The 17454-nt window shown below is 67.0% G+C and carries 17 protein-coding genes; 11 read left to right on the top strand and 6 right to left on the bottom strand.

Annotation, left to right across the window (positions count from 1 at the left end):
• Positions 1-62: 62 nt before the first annotated feature.
• The 6 genes from AC5P8U_RS17005 (at position 63) to AC5P8U_RS16980 (ending at position 6546) form a co-directional block, all read left to right on the top strand.
• Positions 63-1502, top strand: coding sequence for a C40 family peptidase (locus AC5P8U_RS17005; RefSeq protein ID WP_334272195.1), 1440 nt, complete (start codon positions 63-65; stop codon positions 1500-1502).
• A complete protein-coding gene (locus AC5P8U_RS17000; protein WP_012478950.1) occupies positions 1499-2593 on the top strand; it encodes a dipeptide epimerase in 1095 nt (364 codons plus the stop codon). Before AC5P8U_RS17005 ends, AC5P8U_RS17000 begins: the two co-directional genes overlap by 4 nt.
• A 595-nt stretch (positions 2594-3188) precedes the next feature.
• Positions 3189-4037 carry a MurR/RpiR family transcriptional regulator gene (locus AC5P8U_RS16995; protein WP_151354760.1) on the top strand — a complete coding sequence of 283 codons (849 nt, stop codon included), beginning with the start codon at positions 3189-3191 and terminating at the stop codon, positions 4035-4037.
• A 15-nt stretch (positions 4038-4052) separates the two neighbouring features.
• Complete coding sequence (locus AC5P8U_RS16990) at positions 4053-4814, top strand: L,D-transpeptidase family protein (protein WP_188241558.1); 762 nt, start codon at positions 4053-4055, stop codon at positions 4812-4814.
• On the top strand, positions 4811-6112 hold the full coding sequence (locus AC5P8U_RS16985) for an APC family permease (RefSeq protein ID WP_447897525.1): 1302 nt from the start codon (positions 4811-4813) through the stop codon (positions 6110-6112). The genes AC5P8U_RS16990 and AC5P8U_RS16985 overlap by 4 nt, the downstream gene beginning before the upstream one ends.
• 110 nt (positions 6113-6222) lie before the next feature.
• Entirely contained in the window at positions 6223-6546 is a 324-nt protein-coding gene (locus AC5P8U_RS16980) for a hypothetical protein (RefSeq protein ID WP_061478554.1), read from the top strand.
• Positions 6547-6653: 107 nt separating this feature from the next.
• Here AC5P8U_RS16980 and yiaA read toward each other — a convergent pair whose 3' ends face one another.
• Complete coding sequence (yiaA, locus tag AC5P8U_RS16975; RefSeq protein ID WP_111201288.1) at positions 6654-7106, bottom strand: inner membrane protein YiaA; 453 nt, start codon at positions 7104-7106, stop codon at positions 6654-6656.
• Between the two features lie 169 nt (positions 7107-7275).
• On the opposite strand from yiaA, the gene AC5P8U_RS16970 reads away from it, so the two are divergent.
• Positions 7276-8445, top strand: coding sequence for a PQQ-dependent sugar dehydrogenase (locus AC5P8U_RS16970; protein ID WP_111008234.1), 1170 nt, complete (start codon positions 7276-7278; stop codon positions 8443-8445).
• 64 nt (positions 8446-8509) lie between these two features.
• Here AC5P8U_RS16970 and AC5P8U_RS16965 read toward each other — a convergent pair whose 3' ends face one another.
• The 4 genes from AC5P8U_RS16965 to folB form a co-directional block, all read right to left on the bottom strand.
• Positions 8510-9064, bottom strand: a complete 555-nt coding sequence (locus tag AC5P8U_RS16965; RefSeq protein ID WP_447897526.1) for a hypothetical protein — start codon at positions 9062-9064, stop codon at positions 8510-8512.
• 128 nt (positions 9065-9192) lie between these two features.
• Entirely contained in the window at positions 9193-11367 is a 2175-nt protein-coding gene (locus tag AC5P8U_RS16960; RefSeq protein WP_053498698.1) for a glycoside hydrolase family 3 N-terminal domain-containing protein, read from the bottom strand.
• A gap of 128 nt (positions 11368-11495) precedes the next feature.
• Entirely contained in the window at positions 11496-12767 is a 1272-nt protein-coding gene (locus AC5P8U_RS16955) for a mechanosensitive ion channel family protein (protein ID WP_072169029.1), read from the bottom strand.
• Between the two features lie 91 nt (positions 12768-12858).
• Positions 12859-13212, bottom strand: a complete 354-nt coding sequence (gene folB / locus AC5P8U_RS16950) for a dihydroneopterin aldolase (protein ID WP_005415016.1) — start codon at positions 13210-13212, stop codon at positions 12859-12861.
• Between the two features lie 518 nt (positions 13213-13730).
• Here folB and AC5P8U_RS16945 point away from each other — a divergent pair.
• Positions 13731-14384, top strand: a complete 654-nt coding sequence (locus AC5P8U_RS16945) for a hypothetical protein (protein ID WP_088496627.1) — start codon at positions 13731-13733, stop codon at positions 14382-14384.
• 33 nt (positions 14385-14417) lie between these two features.
• Here the strand turns inward: AC5P8U_RS16945 and tsaD are convergent, their stop codons facing one another.
• Positions 14418-15443, bottom strand: a complete 1026-nt coding sequence (gene tsaD / locus AC5P8U_RS16940) for a tRNA (adenosine(37)-N6)-threonylcarbamoyltransferase complex transferase subunit TsaD (RefSeq protein ID WP_447897542.1) — start codon at positions 15441-15443, stop codon at positions 14418-14420.
• 166 nt (positions 15444-15609) lie between these two features.
• Between tsaD and rpsU the strand changes: the two genes are divergently transcribed.
• The 3 genes from rpsU (at position 15610) to AC5P8U_RS16925 (ending at position 17428) form a co-directional block, all read left to right on the top strand.
• On the top strand, positions 15610-15825 hold the full coding sequence (gene rpsU / locus AC5P8U_RS16935; RefSeq protein WP_002808376.1) for a 30S ribosomal protein S21: 216 nt from the start codon (positions 15610-15612) through the stop codon (positions 15823-15825).
• 133 nt (positions 15826-15958) lie between these two features.
• Positions 15959-16402 carry a GatB/YqeY domain-containing protein gene (locus AC5P8U_RS16930; RefSeq protein WP_005415013.1) on the top strand — a complete coding sequence of 148 codons (444 nt, stop codon included), beginning with the start codon at positions 15959-15961 and terminating at the stop codon, positions 16400-16402.
• Positions 16403-16507: 105 nt separating this feature from the next.
• Positions 16508-17428 carry a YihY/virulence factor BrkB family protein gene (locus tag AC5P8U_RS16925; protein ID WP_005415012.1) on the top strand — a complete coding sequence of 307 codons (921 nt, stop codon included), beginning with the start codon at positions 16508-16510 and terminating at the stop codon, positions 17426-17428.
• Positions 17429-17454 lie beyond the last annotated feature (26 nt).

Raw genomic sequence — 17454 nt, 5'->3', positions numbered from 1 at the left:
CTTGCTTTCGTAGCCAAAAGGAATAAATATTCCAACAGGCATTCGAGGAGGGTGTGCACCGCATGAGCCTGGCTTTCCGCGAACGGCACCGGCATTGGCCGCGCCGCTTGACCCTGGCCCTGTGCCTGCTGGCCGCTCCGGCCTTTGCACAGGCAGCCCCACCGCCCGACCCGGGTGCGCCGCTGCCCTATGTGATCGGCCTGCACGAGGCCTATCTGACCCCGCAGTACTGGGCCGCGCGCCTGGACAACGCCGATGCGCCGATTCTGGATCGCGCGCAGATCGAAGCACAGAACGCGCGCATGCGGGCGCAGGACAGCCACATCCAGGACATCGCCGCACTGCCCGCCCAGCTTGATGCGGCGGCGGTGCGTGCCAGCATCACCGCGCTGTCGAGCTGGCCCACCCGCGCTCTCTACAACGACAAGGGCCAGGCGATCGCACCCGCGCTGCGCAGCGCGATCGAAGCCAACCTCGGCCTCGATGCGATTCCCACACAGGTGGCAGCGCAGTATGGGCTGGTGGTGAAGCGTGCCGCGCTGCGCACCTTCCCCACCCGCGAGCGCGTCTTCAGCAGCGTCGGTGACACCGACATCGACCGCTTCCAGGAATCGGCACTGTTCCCCGGTGACAAGGTCGCCGTGGTCCATCGCAGTGCCGACGGCCGCTGGCTGTTCGTGCACAGCGAGCGCTACAGCGCGTGGATCGAAGCCGACGCCATTGCCCGCGGCGACAAGGCCACGGTGCTCGGCTACGGCGCGAGGGGACCGTACCGGATCGTCACCGGTGCCACCGCGCAGACCGCCTATACCCCGGAGGAGCCGCGCGTCTCGCGCCTGCAGCTGGACATGGGCGTGCGCCTGCCGGTGCTGGCCGACTGGCCCGCCGCCGAACCGGTGAACGGCCAGCAGGCCCACGCTTCGTGGGTGGTGCAGTTGCCGGTACGCGAAGCCGATGGTCGATTGAAGCTGGTGCCTGCGCTGCTGCCGCGCTCGCAGGACACCGCCGCCGATTACCTGCCGCTGACCCCGCGCCTGCTGCTGCAGCAGGCCTTCAAGTTCCTGGGCGAGCGCTACGGCTGGGGTCACGACTACGACACCCGCGACTGCAGCGGTTTCGTCTCCGAGATCTACCGCAGCTTCGGCGTGCTGCTGCCACGCAATACCAGCGCGCAGGCGGTCAGTCCGGCGCTGGATCGCCTGCCGTTCACCGGCAAGGACGGCAAGGCGGTGCGCGACCGTGCCGTCACCCGCCTGCAGGTGGGCGACCTGGTCTACATTCCCGGTCATGTGATGATGGCCATCGGCCACGTCGACGGCCGCACCTGGGTGATCCACGATACGGCGGGCGGCAGCTGGTTCGGTGCCGACGGCAGACGTGTGCAGGCCCATCTCAATGGTGTTTCGGTCACGCCGCTGGAGCCGATGATGGCCAGCGACACCGTCCGCTACATCGACCGCATCACCAACATCCAGCGCCTGCGGGCCAAGACTCCTGAATGAAGATCACCGCCATCGAACTGGGCATGCTGCGCGTGCCGTTGAAGACACCGTTCAAGACCGCGCTGCGCACGGTGGAGACCGTGGAGGACGTGGTGGTGCTGATCCGCACCGACACCGGTCACACCGGTTACGGCGAGGCACCGGCTACAGCGGTGATCACCGGTGATACCCACGGCTCGATCATCGAAGCGATCCGCCACTTCATCGCACCGCGCCTGATCGGCCAGGACGTGGTCAACCTCAACCACCTGTGCACGCTGGTGCAGACCGCGATGGAGCGCAACACCAGCGCCAAGGCCGCGGTGGAGATCGCGCTGTACGACCTGTGGGCGCAGCTGCACGGTGCCCCGCTGTACCAGATGCTCGGTGGCGGCGACCCGGTGATCACCACTGACATCACCATCAGCGTGGACTACATCGACAAGATGGTGGCCGATTCGCTGTCGGCGATCGAGCGCGGCTTCGAGTCGCTGAAGATCAAGGTCGGCAAGGACATCGGACTGGACATCGAACGGGTCAAGGCCATCCACGCCGCCGTGGAAGGCCGTGCCCTGCTGCGCCTGGATGCCAACCAGGGCTGGACTGCCAAGCAGGCGGTGCATGCGATGCGCACGCTGGAGGAAGCCGGCGTGGTACTGGAGCTGCTGGAGCAGCCGGTGAAGGCCGCGGACATCAGTGGCCTGAAGTACGTCACCGACCGCGTCAACACGCCGGTGATGGCCGACGAAAGCGTGTTCAGCCCCAGCCAGGTGATGGACCTGATCCAGCAGCGCGCGGCCGACATCATCAACATCAAGCTGATGAAGACCGGTGGCCTGTCCAACGCGATCCGCATCGCCGACATCGCCGGCATCTACGGCGTGCCGTGCATGATCGGCTGCATGATCGAATCGAGCATCAGCGTGGCTGCGGCCGTGCACCTGGCCGTGGCCAAGAGCGATGTGATCACCAAGGTTGATCTGGACGGCCCCTCGCTGGGCCAGTTCGACCCGGTCAGCGGTGGTGTGCATTTCAACGAATCGGAGATCAGCATCAGCGACGTGCCGGGGCTGGGTATTACTGAAGTGCGTGGGCTGGAGATGCTGGGTTGATTTCTGCCTTGCGGCTGACGTTGCGTGCCACTGACGTTGGGTCGCGCGTTGCTTTTCTTTTCGCGGAAAGAAAAGTAACCAAAGGAAACGCTCCGCCGGCCGCGAGCCGGTGCTACGCACCGGTTCCCTGCGCTCCTCGGCCCGTCGAGGGACGGCGCGGGAACTCGCTACGCTCAGACAGCCGCGCCTCTTCGCCCTCGCCGGACCTGCGGTGCTCGGCTCGCTTGAAGGCGGACTCAACGGCAGCTCCGGGTAGATCCACGCCATGCGTGGATGCTCCTGCTTCTGCTCTACCTCGTATTCTCTTCGCGGCTGGCACGCGCGCGATCTGTCCGGGGTCAGGCGGGTGGGGATTGCGGGGGTGTCCGCCACATGGGCCCGAGGCATGCCTCGGGCGGGTTGGGCAGGACGCCCAACCCCGGTCTTGCCGTTTGCGCAGGACAGCGCAAACGCGCAAGCGCGGCCAAGCCTACACGGACGTACTTGCGGCGTCCCCCGCAATCCCCACTCGCCTGACCCACCCCATGACCGGCTCTCCGCGGCCAACCGCAACGCGTTCCCCTATGCTCCAACGCACACCCCTCGGACACCCCGCATGCCGCCCCTGCTGAAGATCCGTTCCGAGCGCGGGCAGATGTCGGCCATCGAGCGCCGCATCGCCGACTTCATCCTCGACAACGCCCACCTGCTGCGCGACTACTCGTCGCAGCAGCTGGCCAGTGCGCTGGGCATCAGCCAATCCAGCGTGGTGAAGTTCAGCCAGAAGCTCGGCTTCAAGGGCTACCCGGACCTGAAGTACTCGATCGGCCAGGACGTGGCCCGCGCCGGTGCCGATCCACAACAGCTGCCCAGCGAACCCGACAGCGGCGATGACTACCTGCGCCTGGGCGAGGCCCTGCGCCGCAGCAAGGCGCAGGCCGAGGAGGAAACACGCCAGGCCAATCCGCGCGAGGAGATCGAGCGCATCGTGCAGCTGCTCGACGGCGCACCCAAGCTGTTCGTCCATGGCCTGGGTGACGATGGCCTGTATGCCCGCGAGTTCGCCATGCGGCTGTCGCTGCTCGGGCTGCTGGTGGTGCCGCACACCGACCCGATCCTGATGCTGGCCAACCTGTCGGCCGCACGCCCCGGCGATGCGCTGCTGGTGTTCTCCGAATTCGGCAACCTGCCACAGCTTTCGCAGCTGTCGCGGCAGTTCCAGGACATGGGTGGCAAGGTGATTTCCATTACCCGCCACACTGCCAATCCGCTGCGCGCGCATGCTGATGCGGCACTGGTGGTCTGCGCGCACGACCGCACGCCGCAGGTCGCGCAGCTGCTGTACCGTAGCGCCATGCACGCCCTGCTCGATTTCCTGTTCGTGCTGCTCTGCCACACCAATCCGGACCGCCAGCAGCAGCTGGCGGTGAACCTGGAGCGGATCGACCACCTGCTGGATTCCTGACCGGAGCACCTGTTGATGAAATCGCTGGTTCGCCTCGCTACCGCTGCGCTGCTGCTTGCTGCGACGGTGTCCGTTCACGCGGCGCCGCTGGATGGCGCGCGCCAGCTGATCGTGGTCACCAGCGAAGGCTGGGACAGCACCCAGGGGCAGCTGCAGGCCTATGTGCGCGATGGCAAGGGCTGGCACGCACATGGACAGGCGTTCCCTGTGGCGCTCGGCCGTACCGGCAGCGCCTGGGGCCTGGGCCTGCATCCGGCACAGGCCGATGGCCCGCAGAAGCAGGAAGGAGACGGTCGCAGCCCGGCCGGCATATTCGCGCTCGGCAGTGCGTTCGGCTATGCCGTCACCCGCCCCGGCACCGCAATGCCTTACCAGCCGATGCTGGACAGCAGCTACTGCATGGACGTGCCCAGCTCGCCGTTCTATAACCGCATCGTTGATGAAAAGAAGGTCGGCAGCGCAGCGGTCAAGGGCTCCACCGAGCCGATGCGGCTGGACCTGCACAACAAGGGCGACGTGCGTTACCAGGAAGGCTTCGTCATCGCCCACAACCCGGACAACCAGCCCGGCAAGGGCAGCTGCATCTTCGCCCATCTGTGGCGCACGCCCGGCGAGGCCACCGCCGGCTGTACCGCCATGCCACAAGCACGCATGCAGGCGCTGCTGGACTGGCTGCGGCCGCAGGATACGCCGCGCTTCGTGCTGCTGCCGCGCGCCGAATACACACGCCTGCAGGCCCAGTGGCAGCTGCCCGCGCTGAGCGGAGACGCCCGTTGAGCGCGCAGGACGAACCACAGCTGCAGCGCGCGGTCAGCCGCTGGCAGATCGTCGGCCTGTCGATCAACGATGTGATCGGCAGCGGCATCTACCTGCTGCCGGCCGCCACCGTCGCCCTGCTCGGCCCCTTCAGCCTGTGGGGCGTGGTCGCCGCCGGTATCGTCGTGGCGCTGCTGGTGCTGTGCTACGCGCAGGCCGCCAGCTATTTCGACGAGCCCGGTGGCAGCTACCTGTATGCACGCGAGGCGTTCGGGCGCTTCGCCGGGTTCGAGATCGGCTGGATGATCTGGCTGACCCGCATCAGCTCGGCGGCCGCACTCAGCAACGCGCTGGCCGATGCGGTCGCGCGTTTCTGGCCGTGGGCCGGTGCCGGCATGGGGCGCATCGCGGTGATCGTGGTGTCGCTGGGCTTCCTCACCGGCGTCAACATCATCGGCGTGCGCTCGGCCGCGCGCACCGGCGTGGTGCTGGTGATCGGCAAGATGTTGCCGCTGCTGCTGTTCGTGGCCATCGGTGCGTTCTATATCGACCCGCAGCTGGCCTTCTCCGGCCAGCGCCCGGACCCGCATGACCTGCAACGGATGGGCGAGGCCGCCTTGCTGCTGCTGTACGCCTACGCCGGCTTCGAGAACATCCCGGCCGCCGCCGGCGAGTACCGCAATCCACGCCGCGATATTCCGTTCGCGCTGATCACCATGATCATCACCGTCACCGTCATCTATGGCGCGGTGCAGGTGGTGGCGCAGGGTACGCTGGCCGGCCTGGCCAGCTCGGCCACGCCGCTGGCCGACGCCGCAGCCGGTTTTGGCGGCGAGGCCCTGGCACTGATCCTCACCATCGGCGCGACCATCTCCATCCTGGGTACCAACAGCAACACGATGATGATGGGCCCGCGTTTCCTGTTCGCACTGGCCCGCGATGGCTACGGGCCGAAGATCCTGGCGCAGGTGCATCCGCGCTTCCATACGCCGGCCGCGTCGATCCTGTGCCAAGGCCTGATCGCGCTCGGACTGGCCCTGTCCGGTTCGTTCGTGCAGCTGGCCCTGCTGTCGATGACCACGCGCCTGTTCGCCTACATCGGAACGGCCGCTGCGGTACTGGTGCTGGCCAAGCGCTATGCGGACCGGCCGGGCGCACTGAAACTGCCGGGTGGCCCGCTGATTCCGGTGCTCGCGCTGCTGCTGTGCCTGGCCCTGTTCGCCAGTGCCAGCTGGCAGAACATCGCCGCGGCACTGGGGGCGTTTGCCATCGGCGCGGTGATCTACAAGCTGCCGCGCAAGGACGCCGACGCCGGATGACCGGTAGCGCCGGGCCATGCCCGGCGGATTGATCTGGCGATCACGCTGCCGGACCGGGCCGTTAACCGCCACGCAGGCAGGATCAGGCTTCGTCCACAACGGAGCCTTCCATGACCGAGTACCAGATCCCCGGCCGCGTACCGGACGACAGCACGCCGCGCGATGCGGTCAGCAACTACTGGCGCGAGCGCTACACCGCCGAGCCGTACTACGACGACCAGCTGTTCTTCGAGGACTACGAGCCGGCCTACCGGATCGGCCACGCCGCGCGCGCGCAGGACATGATCCGCGCGTACGAGCAGGTCGAAGCCGAACTGGAATCGCGCTGGGCCAACGAACGTGGCCGCAGTCGCCTGGACTGGGCGCAGGCACGTAACGCCGTGCGCCGCGGCTGGGACGAAGCGCAGCTGGCAGATCCGCGCTTGAAGCGATAGCGCCAGGCTGCTGTAGAGCCGAGCCTACGCTCGGCTCCCGCACCACGTCTGTAACGTCGAGCCATGCTCGACTGAGCCGAGCATGGCTCGGCTCTACACCGGCTCGATCATTCCTGTTCCGGCAGCGGCGGCACGATCGCGCTGAGCTTGCGCTCGCCACCACCGGCGGCGATCAGGTCGCGGGTGTTCTTCTGCACAGCCACTGCACCGAACAGCGACAGCGCATATGCCATGCCGTAGAAGCCCTTCTCGCTCGGTGCCAGCGTGGCATTCCACAGGCCAATCAGCAGCAGCATCAGCGCCGACAGCAACGCGAACCAGCACAGCGCGTAGTACAGGCCACTCACCGGAATGCCTTCGACGCGGTCGCGCACGCTCTTCTGCAGCGACACCGCCGCGAACAGGCCGAACAGCAGCAGGGTCAGGTAGTAGCCCTTCTCGTTGAGCGCCATCGTGGCATTGAACAGGCCGATCAGGTACGCCGCCGCACCCAGCAGCAGGGCCACCCACGAGGCAGCGATGAAGGCGGTGGAGGGCTTGTGGGGCATGGCAGTATTCATTGCAGGTCCTTGGCAGGCAGACGGGCATGCTTTGCCCGGGCGTGCCCACCCTAGACGATCCCGCCGCTGTCGCACAGGGGGGCGCAGGACCTTCGGGCCACGACGGTCACGGCTGCGGTGGTATACAAGGGGCAGCCCGGCCATCCGCATCCCCGCCCTGGAGATACCCATGACCCGTACGCCCCTGCTGCTCGCCCTCGGCCTCGTGCCGATCCTCGCCACCTCCGCCTGCAACGCCGCCGATCCTGGCGCCAACGGCGCCCAGACCGCAGCGCCCGCAGCCTCCTCCGCCGCCGACCAGCGTCCGTTCACCGCCACCGAAGTCAGCCGTTTTGACCAGCCTTGGGCGATGACCTTCCTGCCTGACGGCAGCCTGCTGGTCACCGAGAAGCGCGGCAAGCTGCAGCACCTGGATCTGGCCAGCGGCCAGAAGCATGAGATCACCGGCGTTCCGAAGGTCGCCTACGGTGGCCAGGGTGGCTTCGGCGACATCATCCTGCACCCCGACTTTGCCCGGAATCACGTCGTTTACCTCAGCTATGCCGAGGAAGGCACGCTGGATACCCGCGGTGCGGCCGTGGCCCGGGCCACGCTGGCGCTGGATGCGAACGGGGGTGGCCAGCTGAAGAACCTGAAAGTGATCTGGCGGCAGAGCCCCAAGGTCAGCGGCGAGGGCCACTACGGGCATCGCCTCGCGTTCGGCCCGGACGGCAAGCTGTGGATCAGTTCCAGCGAGCGCCAGAAGTTCGATCCGGCCCAGGACATGGGCGGCAACCTCGGCAAGATCATCCGCCTCAACGACGATGGCAGCCTGCCCGCCGACAACCCGTTCGCCTCACAGGGCGGGGTTGCCGCACAGGTGTGGTCGCTGGGCCATCGCAACATCCTGGGCATGGCCTTCGACGCCAACGGCAAGCTGTGGGCGCATGAGATGGGGCCCGCCGGTGGCGACGAGTTGAACCTGATCGTGCGTGGCGCCAACTACGGCTACCCGATCGTTTCCAACGGTGACCACTACGACGGTCGTCCGATTCCCGACCACGACACCCGCCCGGAATTCGCCGCCCCGAAGGTGACCTGGACGCCGGTGATCTCGCCGGCCGGCTTCATGATCTACAGCGGCAGCCTGTTCCCGCAGTGGAAGGGCAGCGGCTTCATCGGCGGCCTGTCGTCGACCTCGCTGGTGCGCGTGGCCTTTGATGGCGACAGCGCGCGCGAAGCCGAACGCTTCAACATGGGCGAGCGCATCCGCGAAGTGGAACAGGGCCCGGATGGCGCCCTGTGGCTGCTGGAAGACGGCAGCAAGGCGCGCCTGTTGAAGCTGACGCCGAAGGCATGAGGTGCCGCCGGCCGCTGGCCGGCACGTTTTTCCGCGACGGCCCCGCGTGCGGGGCCGTCTGCGTTCACTGGATGGTGATGACCTTCACCTCGGTCTGCGTGCAGGCCTTGTCCAGGCACTTTCCGTTCAACCACACCTGTCCATCGCCAATCATCACGCCCTGCTGGTTGACGAAGACCTTGCCGAAGTCCTGCCCGGACACCGCCTTGACCACCGCCGGGGTGATGATCTTCTCGTAGTTGCGCTGGAACTCACCGGGGCCGGAGATCTTCTTTCCGCCGCTGATGTTCAACGGGAAGCGCACTTGCTCGACCACCGCGGCACGATCTCCGCCGACCACGGCGGTCTTGAACGCGTTGAAGACCTTCTCGAACTGCGCCGCATCGCCGAGCAGCGATTCGATGCGCGCACGCGCGTCCTCGGCGGGCGCCTCCGCGGCCGGTGCCGCCGGTGCGGCGGCGGCAGGTTCGGCGGCCGGCGCCGCCGGCTCAGCGGCAGGCGTCGCTGCCGCTTTCGCTTCCATCGGCGGCGGCGCATCCGCCGCAGGCTGCGCCGGGGGCTCAGGCTGCGAACAGGCCGCCAGCAGCAGAGCGGGAATCAGGTAGGCCATCCGGCGCATACGCGCACTCCATCGAAACAGGAAGCCCGATGGTAGCGCCGCCGCAGTGACGGCAACAAAAAGGGGACGGAGGGGATCAAGTCGTTAGTGGCACAAACGACTTGATCCCCTCCGTCCCCTTTTTCTGATCAGGCCTTCAGCAGTTCGAACTGCACGGCTTCGCCGGCGGCCGACGAGGCGCAGACCCACAGGTCGAACTGGCCCGGCTCGGCACGCAGCACGCCATCGCGGCCGGTGAACGCCAACTGCTCGCGGGTCAGGGTGAACACCACGTCGGTCGACTCGCCCGGCTGCAGTGCCACCTTGCGGAAGTCCTTCAGTTCGCGCACCGGACGCACGCGGCTGGCCACGCGGTCGTGGATGTACAGCTGCACCACTTCCTCCCCGGCCACATCACCGCTGTTGGTCAGCGTGGTGGTGATGGTCAGGGTGTCGTCCCAGCCGAGCTGCACAGCACTCAGCTGCGGCACGCCGTAGGCGAAGGTGGTGTAGCCGATGCCGTGGCCGAACGGGTACAGCGGCTCGTTCGGAATCTCGCGCCAGCGGGCCTTGAACTCCGACATCGTCGGCAGCTCCGGACGGCCGGTGCGCGGGTGGTTGTAGAAGTACGGCTGCTGGCCGGACACCTGCGGGAAGCTGACCGGCAGGCGGCCGGACGGGCTGTAGTCGCCGAACAGCACATCGGCCACGGCGTGGCCGGTCTGCGTACCCAGGTACCAGGTCACCGCCACGGCCTGCGCATTGCGCACCGCGCCCTGCAGCGCCAGCGCGCGGCCATTGCGCAGCAGCACCACCAGCGGCTTGCCGGTCATCGCCACGGCCTCGGCCAGTGCCTGCTGTGCCGGCGGCAGGGTGATCTCCACGCGCGACTGCGCTTCACCGCTGTAACGCTGCGGTTCGCCCAGCGCCAGCACCACCACATCGGCGCGCAGCGCGGCAGCCACCGCCGCTTCGGTACCGCCCGGAATGGCCGCTTCCAGTTCACAGCCCGGCACGATTTCCAGCAGCGCTTCGTCGCCGATGGCGGCACGCACGCCGGTTTCCAGGTCGACGTAACGCTGCTTGTCGCCGAACAGCGTCCAGCAGCCTTCGATGTTCTCGCGGTCCTGCACGAACGGGCCGATCAGCGCGATCTTCTGCCCGGTCTTCTGCAACGGCAGCACGTTGTCGCGGTTGTTCAGCAGCACGATCGAACGCCGCGCGGCATCGCGCGACAGTTCATCATGCGCGGCGATATGCGAGGTATCCGCTTCGCGCGCCGGGTCCAGCGAACGGTACGGGTCGTCGAACAGGCCGATGGTCTCCTTCAGCCAGAGGATGCGGCGCACGCCTTCATCCAGCACCGCCATCGGCACTTCGCCGCTCTCGACCAGACCCGGCAGGTGCTCGGCGTAGAAGCCGCTCTGCATGCTCAGGTCCAGGCCGGCGGTGAACGCCTTGGCGGTGGCATCGCGGTCGTCGGCGGCGTAGCCGTGCGCGACCAGCTCCATATCGGCGGTGTAGTCGGAGATCACCACGCCCGGGAACTTCCATTCACCGCGCAGGATGTCGGTCAGCAGTTCGGCATTGGCACTGGCCGGCACACCGTTGATGTCATTGAACGAGGACATCACGGTGATCGCGCCGGCCTCGAAGGCGGCCTTGAACGGCGGCAGGTGCACATCACGCAGGGTCTGCGGCGAGATGTCCACCATGTTGTATTCCATGCCGGCCATCACCGCGCCGTAGGCGGCGAAGTGCTTCGGCGTGGCCAGCAGCGAATCGGCGGCGCGCAGGTCGCTGCCCTGGAAGCCACGCACGCGGGCGGCGGCGAACGCACAACCCAGCACCACGTCCTCACCGGCGCCTTCGGCGCCACGGCCCCAGCGCTGGTCGCGGGCGATGTCCACGGCCGGGGCATAGGTCCAGTGCAGGCCGGCAGCGGTGGCTTCGATGGCGGTGGCGCGCGCGGTGCGCTCGGCCAGGTCCGGCTCGAAGCTGGCGGCCTCGCCCAGCGGGATCGGGAACACGGTACGCATGCCGTGGATGACGTCGGCGGCCAGGATCACCGGGATGCCCAGGCGGCTCTCCTCGGTGGCGACCTGCTGGATGCGACGGCCCAACTCGGCGCCCACGCCATTGAACAGCGAGCCGACCTTGCCCTCGCGCACCTGCTGCAGCACCTGGTCGGCATTGCGCACGTTGGCTTCCGGGTTCACGTCCGGGGCGAACGGGCGGACCATGTCCGCGAAGACACCCAGCTGGCCGACTTTTTCCTCGACGGTCATCTGGGCAATGAGGGATTCGATGCGATCGGAGGCCACCGGCAGTCCTTGATGAAAACGTTTACAAGCCCGGCATTCTAGCGATCCCGAGCCATTTGGCGAGAGGTTTCTTCGTTCAGTTTCAGCCAACAGCGGGGCCCGTATGGTCCCGCCGGGGGCACCGCAGCTTACTCCGAGCCGGCCAACTGGCGCTGCCCGGCCATCAACATGGCGTCGCTGGAGGCCTGGAACACCCGCAAGCCAAACGCCGGCAGAATCGCCAGCAGGTGGTCGAAGATGTCCGACTGCACGGCCTCGTACTCGCTCCAGGCGGTGCTGCGGGTGAAGCAGTACAGCTCCAGCGGCAGGCCTTCGGTGGTGGGCTGCAGCTGCCGCACCAGCAGGGTCATGTCGGTATGGATGCCCGGATGGCTGCGCAGGTAACGCTCCACATAGGCACGGAAGGTACCCAGGTTGGTCACCCGGCGGCTGTTGACCTCGGCCACGCCCTGCTCGCGCAGGCGCCCGTTCCACTGCCCCAGTTCCTGCTCCTTTTCACGCAGGTAGTCACGCAGCAGCGCGAATTCGCCGAGGAAGGCCAGGTCGCCGTCGTCGAGGAAACCGACGCTGTGCTGGTCCAGGTACAGCGCGCGCTTGATCCGGCGGCCACCGGCCTCCTGCATGCCGCGCCAGTTCTTGAACGACTCGGTCACCAGCTTCTTGGTCGGGATGGTGGTGATGGTCTTGTCGAAGTTCTGCACGGTGATGGTGTGCAGGGCGATGTCGATGACGTCACCGTCGGCGTTCTGGCTGGGCATCTCGATCCAGTCGCCGATGCGCACGCGGCCATCGCCACTGATCTGCACGCTGGCCACTAGTGACAGGATGGTGTCCTGGAAGATCAGCATCAGCACCGCCGTGGCCGCGCCCAGGCCAGTCACCAGCGGGCCCAGCTTCACCCCAAGCAGGGTGGCGACGATGGACAGGCCGGCGGCCACGAACACCACGATCTTGACCACCTGCAGGTAGCCCTTGATCGGCTTGTTGCGCGCATCGGGCTTGCGCTCGTACAGGCTGTTGGCCGCGTCCAGCGCATGCGAGAACGCCATCGACACCGTCAGTACGGCCCACACGATGCACAGCTTGATGATGACGTTGACCAGGCTGGGCGGCAGGTCGGGGATGAGGGTGATGCCCGAGGCGATCACCTGGCTGGGCACCACGTTGGACAGGCGCGAGATCACCCGCATCAAATGGCTGCCACGGCCGGACTCGGCACCTGGCAGGCGCTGCAACAGGCGTCGCAGGCCACGCAGCAGGATGCGCTTGGTCACCCAGTTGGCCAGGCCGGCGGCGATCAGCAGCGCCGAGATCATCAACGCCAGGTAGGCGCCGGGATAGGGTTCCAGTGTGTTCTGCAGCCGTTCCAGCCACTGTACCGCCACCACCGCATCCACCATCAGTTGTCTCCTGTCTGTTTCGTTGCTGCCAAGGTTGCCGGCCAGCGGCCGGCACTACCGGGGTTTCCGGCCGGCGGCCGGATTTACCGGGTCAGTCCCGCGAGCGTTCGATGATCACGCCCACCGCGCGCGCGCCGCGCACCGCGCCGGGCTTGCTCAGCTTCAGGCGCAGCCACTTCACGTCGAATTCGTCCAGCACGATCTGCGCGCAGCGCTCGGCCAGTGTCTCGACCAGGCCGAACTCCGACTCGCGCACGAACTGCTCCAGGCGCTTGCTCACCGCCTTGTAGTTCAGGGTGTGGGCGATGTCATCGGTGGCCGCGGGGCGACGGTTGTCGAAGCCCATTTCCAGGTCGAACACCAGGTCCTGGCGGATCCGTCGTTCCCAATCGTAGATACCGATCAGGGCGTCGATCGTCAGCCCTTCGATGAAAACCTTGTCCATTCCGGTTACCAGCGCCAATACAGGCGGCCATGGTAACGGCACTGCGGTGACCCTGCCCGGAACGGGCGACGGGTGGCCGGCACGGGGCGGCCCGGAAAAAACAAAGGGCCCCGCTAGCAGGGCCCTTTGGTACTACCGTTTGTCCCCGGGGGGAGCTGTTGAACAGCCGCGGGTCCGGTGGCGCAGGCTTTGAAATTGAAGCAGGTCAGGCCTGCTGATCAAGAGGCGATTACGACTGTGCCGGTGTCTCAAAAGACAAAGGGCCCTGCTAGCGGGGCCCTTTGGTACCTCTCAACGTCCCCAGGGGAAGCTGGAATCCAGCCGCGAGTCCCGGAGCACACGCCGCAAGGTTAGGAGTGCCCCCCAGACCAGTCAATTGGCAAATGCGTCACGGCAGACGACCGGCCGAAAAACCGAGCCGATCCACGAAAAAACACTGACGATCATGATGCCGTTTTCTGATGTTCCTGCCTCGTTCCCAGGGTCAACGTGAAACCACGTTCCCTGGGAGTGAGTTGATGAAGGAAAGCAGGATCCTGCAGGCAGCACTATCCCGGCAGAGATGGTCGACCTACGAGCGCATCGCTTCTCGTTGCGTATCCGATCCCGCCACGCTCTATGCCTGGAACATGCAGATGTGTGCTGCTCTCCTGCCACCGTTGCACATCTGTGAAGTTGTGATCCGCAATGCAGCCGCAACGGCGCTGGTGCATCGTTATGGTCGATGCTGGCCCTGGCATCCAGCGCTGCTGCGCAGCCTTCCTGCCGAAGGCGCCCTTGCCTCGCTATGCAAAGTCCGCGGCAGCGCCGGAGCTCCGCGGGATGTACCGGAGGTCATCGCCAAACTGCGATTCGGCTTCTGGCAGCAATTGTTCGCTCGACGGTTCGAGCATTCGATCTGGGCCGGGACCATGGGCCTGGCGCTGCCACACGCACCCTCGGTGCCGCTGTCCGTCCTTCGTCGGTCCATCCATGCCGACCTCGACCGCATCCGCCACCTGCGCAACCGCATCGCCCACCACGAACCGATCCTCGAGCGCGACATCGGCGCCGACCTGGCCGCGATCGGGCGGCTGATCCATGCCCGCTGCCCACACACGCTGGGCTGGCTGCAGCGCCATGAGCGGGCGACAACCGTGCTGGCGACCTCGCCGTTGGCTGGTCGTCCGTAAAGCGTCCGCCGGGCGTGGCCCGGCGCCACCGGCTCACACCGCCGGCAGGGTCGCCATGTCCCAGCGCGGGGTCACATCCACCTTCGGCGGGCTGTGCTGGCCAGCCTGCAGCCGCAGCGCGCCAGCGAAGGCGATCATCGCGCCGTTGTCGGTGCACAGTGCAGGCCGCGGGAAGCAGGCGCGGCCGCCGAGGCGCTCGGCCATCTGCTGCAGGCGGGCGCGCAGGCACTTGTTGGCACCTACACCGCCGGCCACCACGATCACATTGGTCCCGGCCGCTTCCAGCGCGCGCTCGCACTTGATCGACAGGGTCTCGACCACCGCGTCCTCAAAGCCCCGGGCAATGTCGGCGCGGGTCTGCTCGCTCTGGTCGCTGTCGCGCCAGGCCATCAGGACCTGGGTCTTCAGGCCGGAGAAGCTGAAATCCAGCCCCGGGCGGTCGGTCATCGGCCGCGCGAAGCGGTACGCGCCCGGCGTGCCCTGCTCGGCCAGCCTGGCCAGCTGCGGCCCACCGGGGTACGGCAGGCCCATCAGCTTGGCAGTCTTGTCGAAGGCCTCGCCGGCCGCATCGTCCAGGGTTTCGCCCAGCAGGCGGTACTGGCCGATCGCATCCACCGCCACCAGCTGGGTATGGCCACCGGACACCAGCAGCGCCACGAACGGCGCTTCCGGCGGGTCGTCTTCCATCAGCGGAGCCAGCAGGTGGCCTTCCATATGGTGTACGCCGACGGCCGGTACCTCCAGCGCCCAGGCCAGCGATCGGGCCACGCCGGCGCCGACCAGCAGCGCGCCAACCAGGCCAGGACCGGCCGTGTAGGCCACGCCATCGATATCGCCTACACCCAGACCGGCTTCGGCCAGGGTCTGGCGCACCAGCGGCAGCAGCTTGCGGACGTGGTCGCGGCTGGCCAGCTCGGGCACCACGCCACCGTATTCGGCGTGCAGGGCGATCTGGCTGTAAACCGCATGGGCGCGCAGGGCCGCGCTGCCGGCCAGGTCGGTGTCATACACCGCCACGCCGGTCTCATCACAGGAAGATTCGATGCCAAGGACTCGCATGCCTGCTATTATGACGCCCCTGCCGTCCCCTCGGGGAACGTGCAGATCTCACTGCTTTCGAACCGCCGGCCCGTATTCAGGGTTGGCCGCTTGCAGTTTGTCGATTCGCCGCTATAATGTGCGGCTCGCCGGGCGTGACCCGGTTCTACTGTGTCCCGGAGATTCCATGCCCAGCGTCAAAGTCCGCGAGAACGAGCCCTTCGAGTTTGCTCTTCGCCGCTTCAAGCGCACTTGCGAAAAGGCCGGTGTGCTGGCCGAAACCCGCAAGCGCGAGTTCTACGAAAAGCCGACCCAGGAGCGCAAGCGCAAGGCCGCCGCTGCTGTGAAGCGTCAGCTGCGCCGCTCGTCGCGCGACGTCACCAAGCGTCAGCGCCTGTACTGATCGGACGCATCTTCATTGCGGCGGGCCTGCCCGTCGCGATGGAGCCGAAGCCGGCACGCGCGAGCGTCGCCGGCTTTTTGCGTTTCCGGGTTCGGGCATCCGCCCCGCCCCACCTACCACCACGAGGTTCCTCATGAGCATGAAGCAGCAGCTCACCGAAGACATGAAGGCCGCCATGAAGGCGGGCGAGAAGCACAAGCTGGGCGTGATCCGCCTGATCAATGCCGCCATCAAGCAGCGCGAAGTGGACGAGCGCATCGAGCTGGATGACACCGCTGTGATCGCCGTGCTCGACAAGATGGTCAAGCAGCGCAAGGACTCGGTCAGCCAGTACGAAGCGGCCAACCGCGAAGACCTGGCCGAGATCGAGCGCGCCGAGATCGTGGTCATCGAAGCCTACCTGCCGGCCAAGATGGGCGAAGCCGAGATCGTGGCCGCCATCCAGGCCGCCATCGCCGAGACCGGCGCCTCCGGCCCGGCCGACATGGGCAAGCTGATGGGCGCACTGAAGCCCAAGCTCGCTGGCCAGGCCGACATGGGCCTGGTGTCCAAGCTGGTCAAGCAGCAGCTGGCGTAATCCGGTACACGGAGTCGGATCCCTTTCGCAACGCGAAAGGGCTCTGACCCCATTGATGCACCCGCTTCACCGCACCTTCGTCGGTCGCCTGCTACAACCACACCCATGGTTGAACCCGAGCCCAACGTTCCCGTGTCCCTGCACAAGTACCTCAAGCGCCTGCAGGACAGCTTTCCGATGGCGGTGGCCAAGCGCTTCATCGACGTCGACGTGCTGACCCAGGCCGCCTCCGTTTCCTTCTACGCCCTGCTGTCGATGGCCCCGCTGCTGGTGCTGCTGCTGTGGTTGACCGCTTCGCTGTACCCGCCGGCACAGCAGGCGCTCATCGACCAGATCAGCTCGGTGGCTGGCAGCAGCGCGGCTACGGTGGCCGAAACCGTCCTGAAGAACGCCGACAACCAGCCCGACGTCGGCTCGTTGGCGGGGCTGTGGAGCACGCTGCTGCTGTTCGTCGGCGCCACCGCCGTGTTCGCGCAGCTGCAGAACGCGCTCAACCTGATCTTCCGCACCAGTGGCGAGCGCCTGGAGGGCATCAAGGCCTGGCTGCGCAAGCGTGTGTTCTCGTTTGGCGTGGTGCTGGCCCTGGGCTTCCTGCTGATCCTGTCGATGACGGCCACCACGGTACTGCAGGTGGCCTTCGCGCAACTGCCCTCGATCCTCCCCGCGCTGGGGTACGTCACCAGCCTGCTGCTGTACGCGGTGGGGTTCGCCTTCATGTACCACTATCTGCCCGACCGCCGCGTGGCGTGGCGCCAGGCCTTCATCGGCGGCGTCATCACCTCGGCACTGTTCGCACTGGGCCGCTATGGCATCGGCGTCTACATCGCCACCGTGGCCCCCGGCAGTGCCTACGGCTCGATGGGCGCCCTGGTGATCTCGCTGGTCTGGATCTATTACGCGACCGTGGTCTTCTTCGTTGGCGCGCTGATGACCGCGGTGATCGATGAGCGCCTGCGCGCGCGCCATCACCTGGCCGCCGCCGGCATCGATCCGGCCACCGCCAGCCAGGTGCCCGACAGGGGGTAAACTAGGCCGACCGCCCCCGGTTCCGT

This window comes from Stenotrophomonas sp. YJH_SMC_81 (genome assembly GCF_059370875.1).
This window is presented reverse-complemented; position numbering and strand designations above follow the sequence as displayed.

Excerpts from the sequence above, each read along its gene's own strand:
- AC5P8U_RS16930 (WP_005415013.1), top strand. The coding sequence starts at position 15,959 with ATGAGCATGAAGCAGCAGCTCACCGAAGACATGAAGGCCGCCATGAAG.
- AC5P8U_RS17005 (WP_334272195.1), top strand. The coding sequence starts at position 63 with ATGAGCCTGGCTTTCCGCGAACGGCACCGGCATTGGCCGCGCCGCTTG.
- AC5P8U_RS16970 (WP_111008234.1), top strand. The coding sequence starts at position 7,276 with ATGACCCGTACGCCCCTGCTGCTCGCCCTCGGCCTCGTGCCGATCCTC.
- AC5P8U_RS16945 (WP_088496627.1), top strand. The coding sequence starts at position 13,731 with ATGAAGGAAAGCAGGATCCTGCAGGCAGCACTATCCCGGCAGAGATGG.
- AC5P8U_RS16990 (WP_188241558.1), top strand. The coding sequence starts at position 4,053 with ATGAAATCGCTGGTTCGCCTCGCTACCGCTGCGCTGCTGCTTGCTGCG.
- folB (WP_005415016.1), bottom strand. The coding sequence starts at position 13,212 with ATGGACAAGGTTTTCATCGAAGGGCTGACGATCGACGCCCTGATCGGT.
- AC5P8U_RS16995 (WP_151354760.1), top strand. The coding sequence starts at position 3,189 with ATGCCGCCCCTGCTGAAGATCCGTTCCGAGCGCGGGCAGATGTCGGCC.
- yiaA (WP_111201288.1), bottom strand. The coding sequence starts at position 7,106 with ATGAATACTGCCATGCCCCACAAGCCCTCCACCGCCTTCATCGCTGCC.
- AC5P8U_RS16955 (WP_072169029.1), bottom strand. The coding sequence starts at position 12,767 with ATGGTGGATGCGGTGGTGGCGGTACAGTGGCTGGAACGGCTGCAGAAC.
- AC5P8U_RS16980 (WP_061478554.1), top strand. The coding sequence starts at position 6,223 with ATGACCGAGTACCAGATCCCCGGCCGCGTACCGGACGACAGCACGCCG.
- tsaD (WP_447897542.1), bottom strand. The coding sequence starts at position 15,443 with ATGCGAGTCCTTGGCATCGAATCTTCCTGTGATGAGACCGGCGTGGCG.
- AC5P8U_RS17000 (WP_012478950.1), top strand. The coding sequence starts at position 1,499 with ATGAAGATCACCGCCATCGAACTGGGCATGCTGCGCGTGCCGTTGAAG.
- AC5P8U_RS16925 (WP_005415012.1), top strand. The coding sequence starts at position 16,508 with ATGGTTGAACCCGAGCCCAACGTTCCCGTGTCCCTGCACAAGTACCTC.
- rpsU (WP_002808376.1), top strand. The coding sequence starts at position 15,610 with ATGCCCAGCGTCAAAGTCCGCGAGAACGAGCCCTTCGAGTTTGCTCTT.
- AC5P8U_RS16965 (WP_447897526.1), bottom strand. The coding sequence starts at position 9,064 with ATGCGCCGGATGGCCTACCTGATTCCCGCTCTGCTGCTGGCGGCCTGT.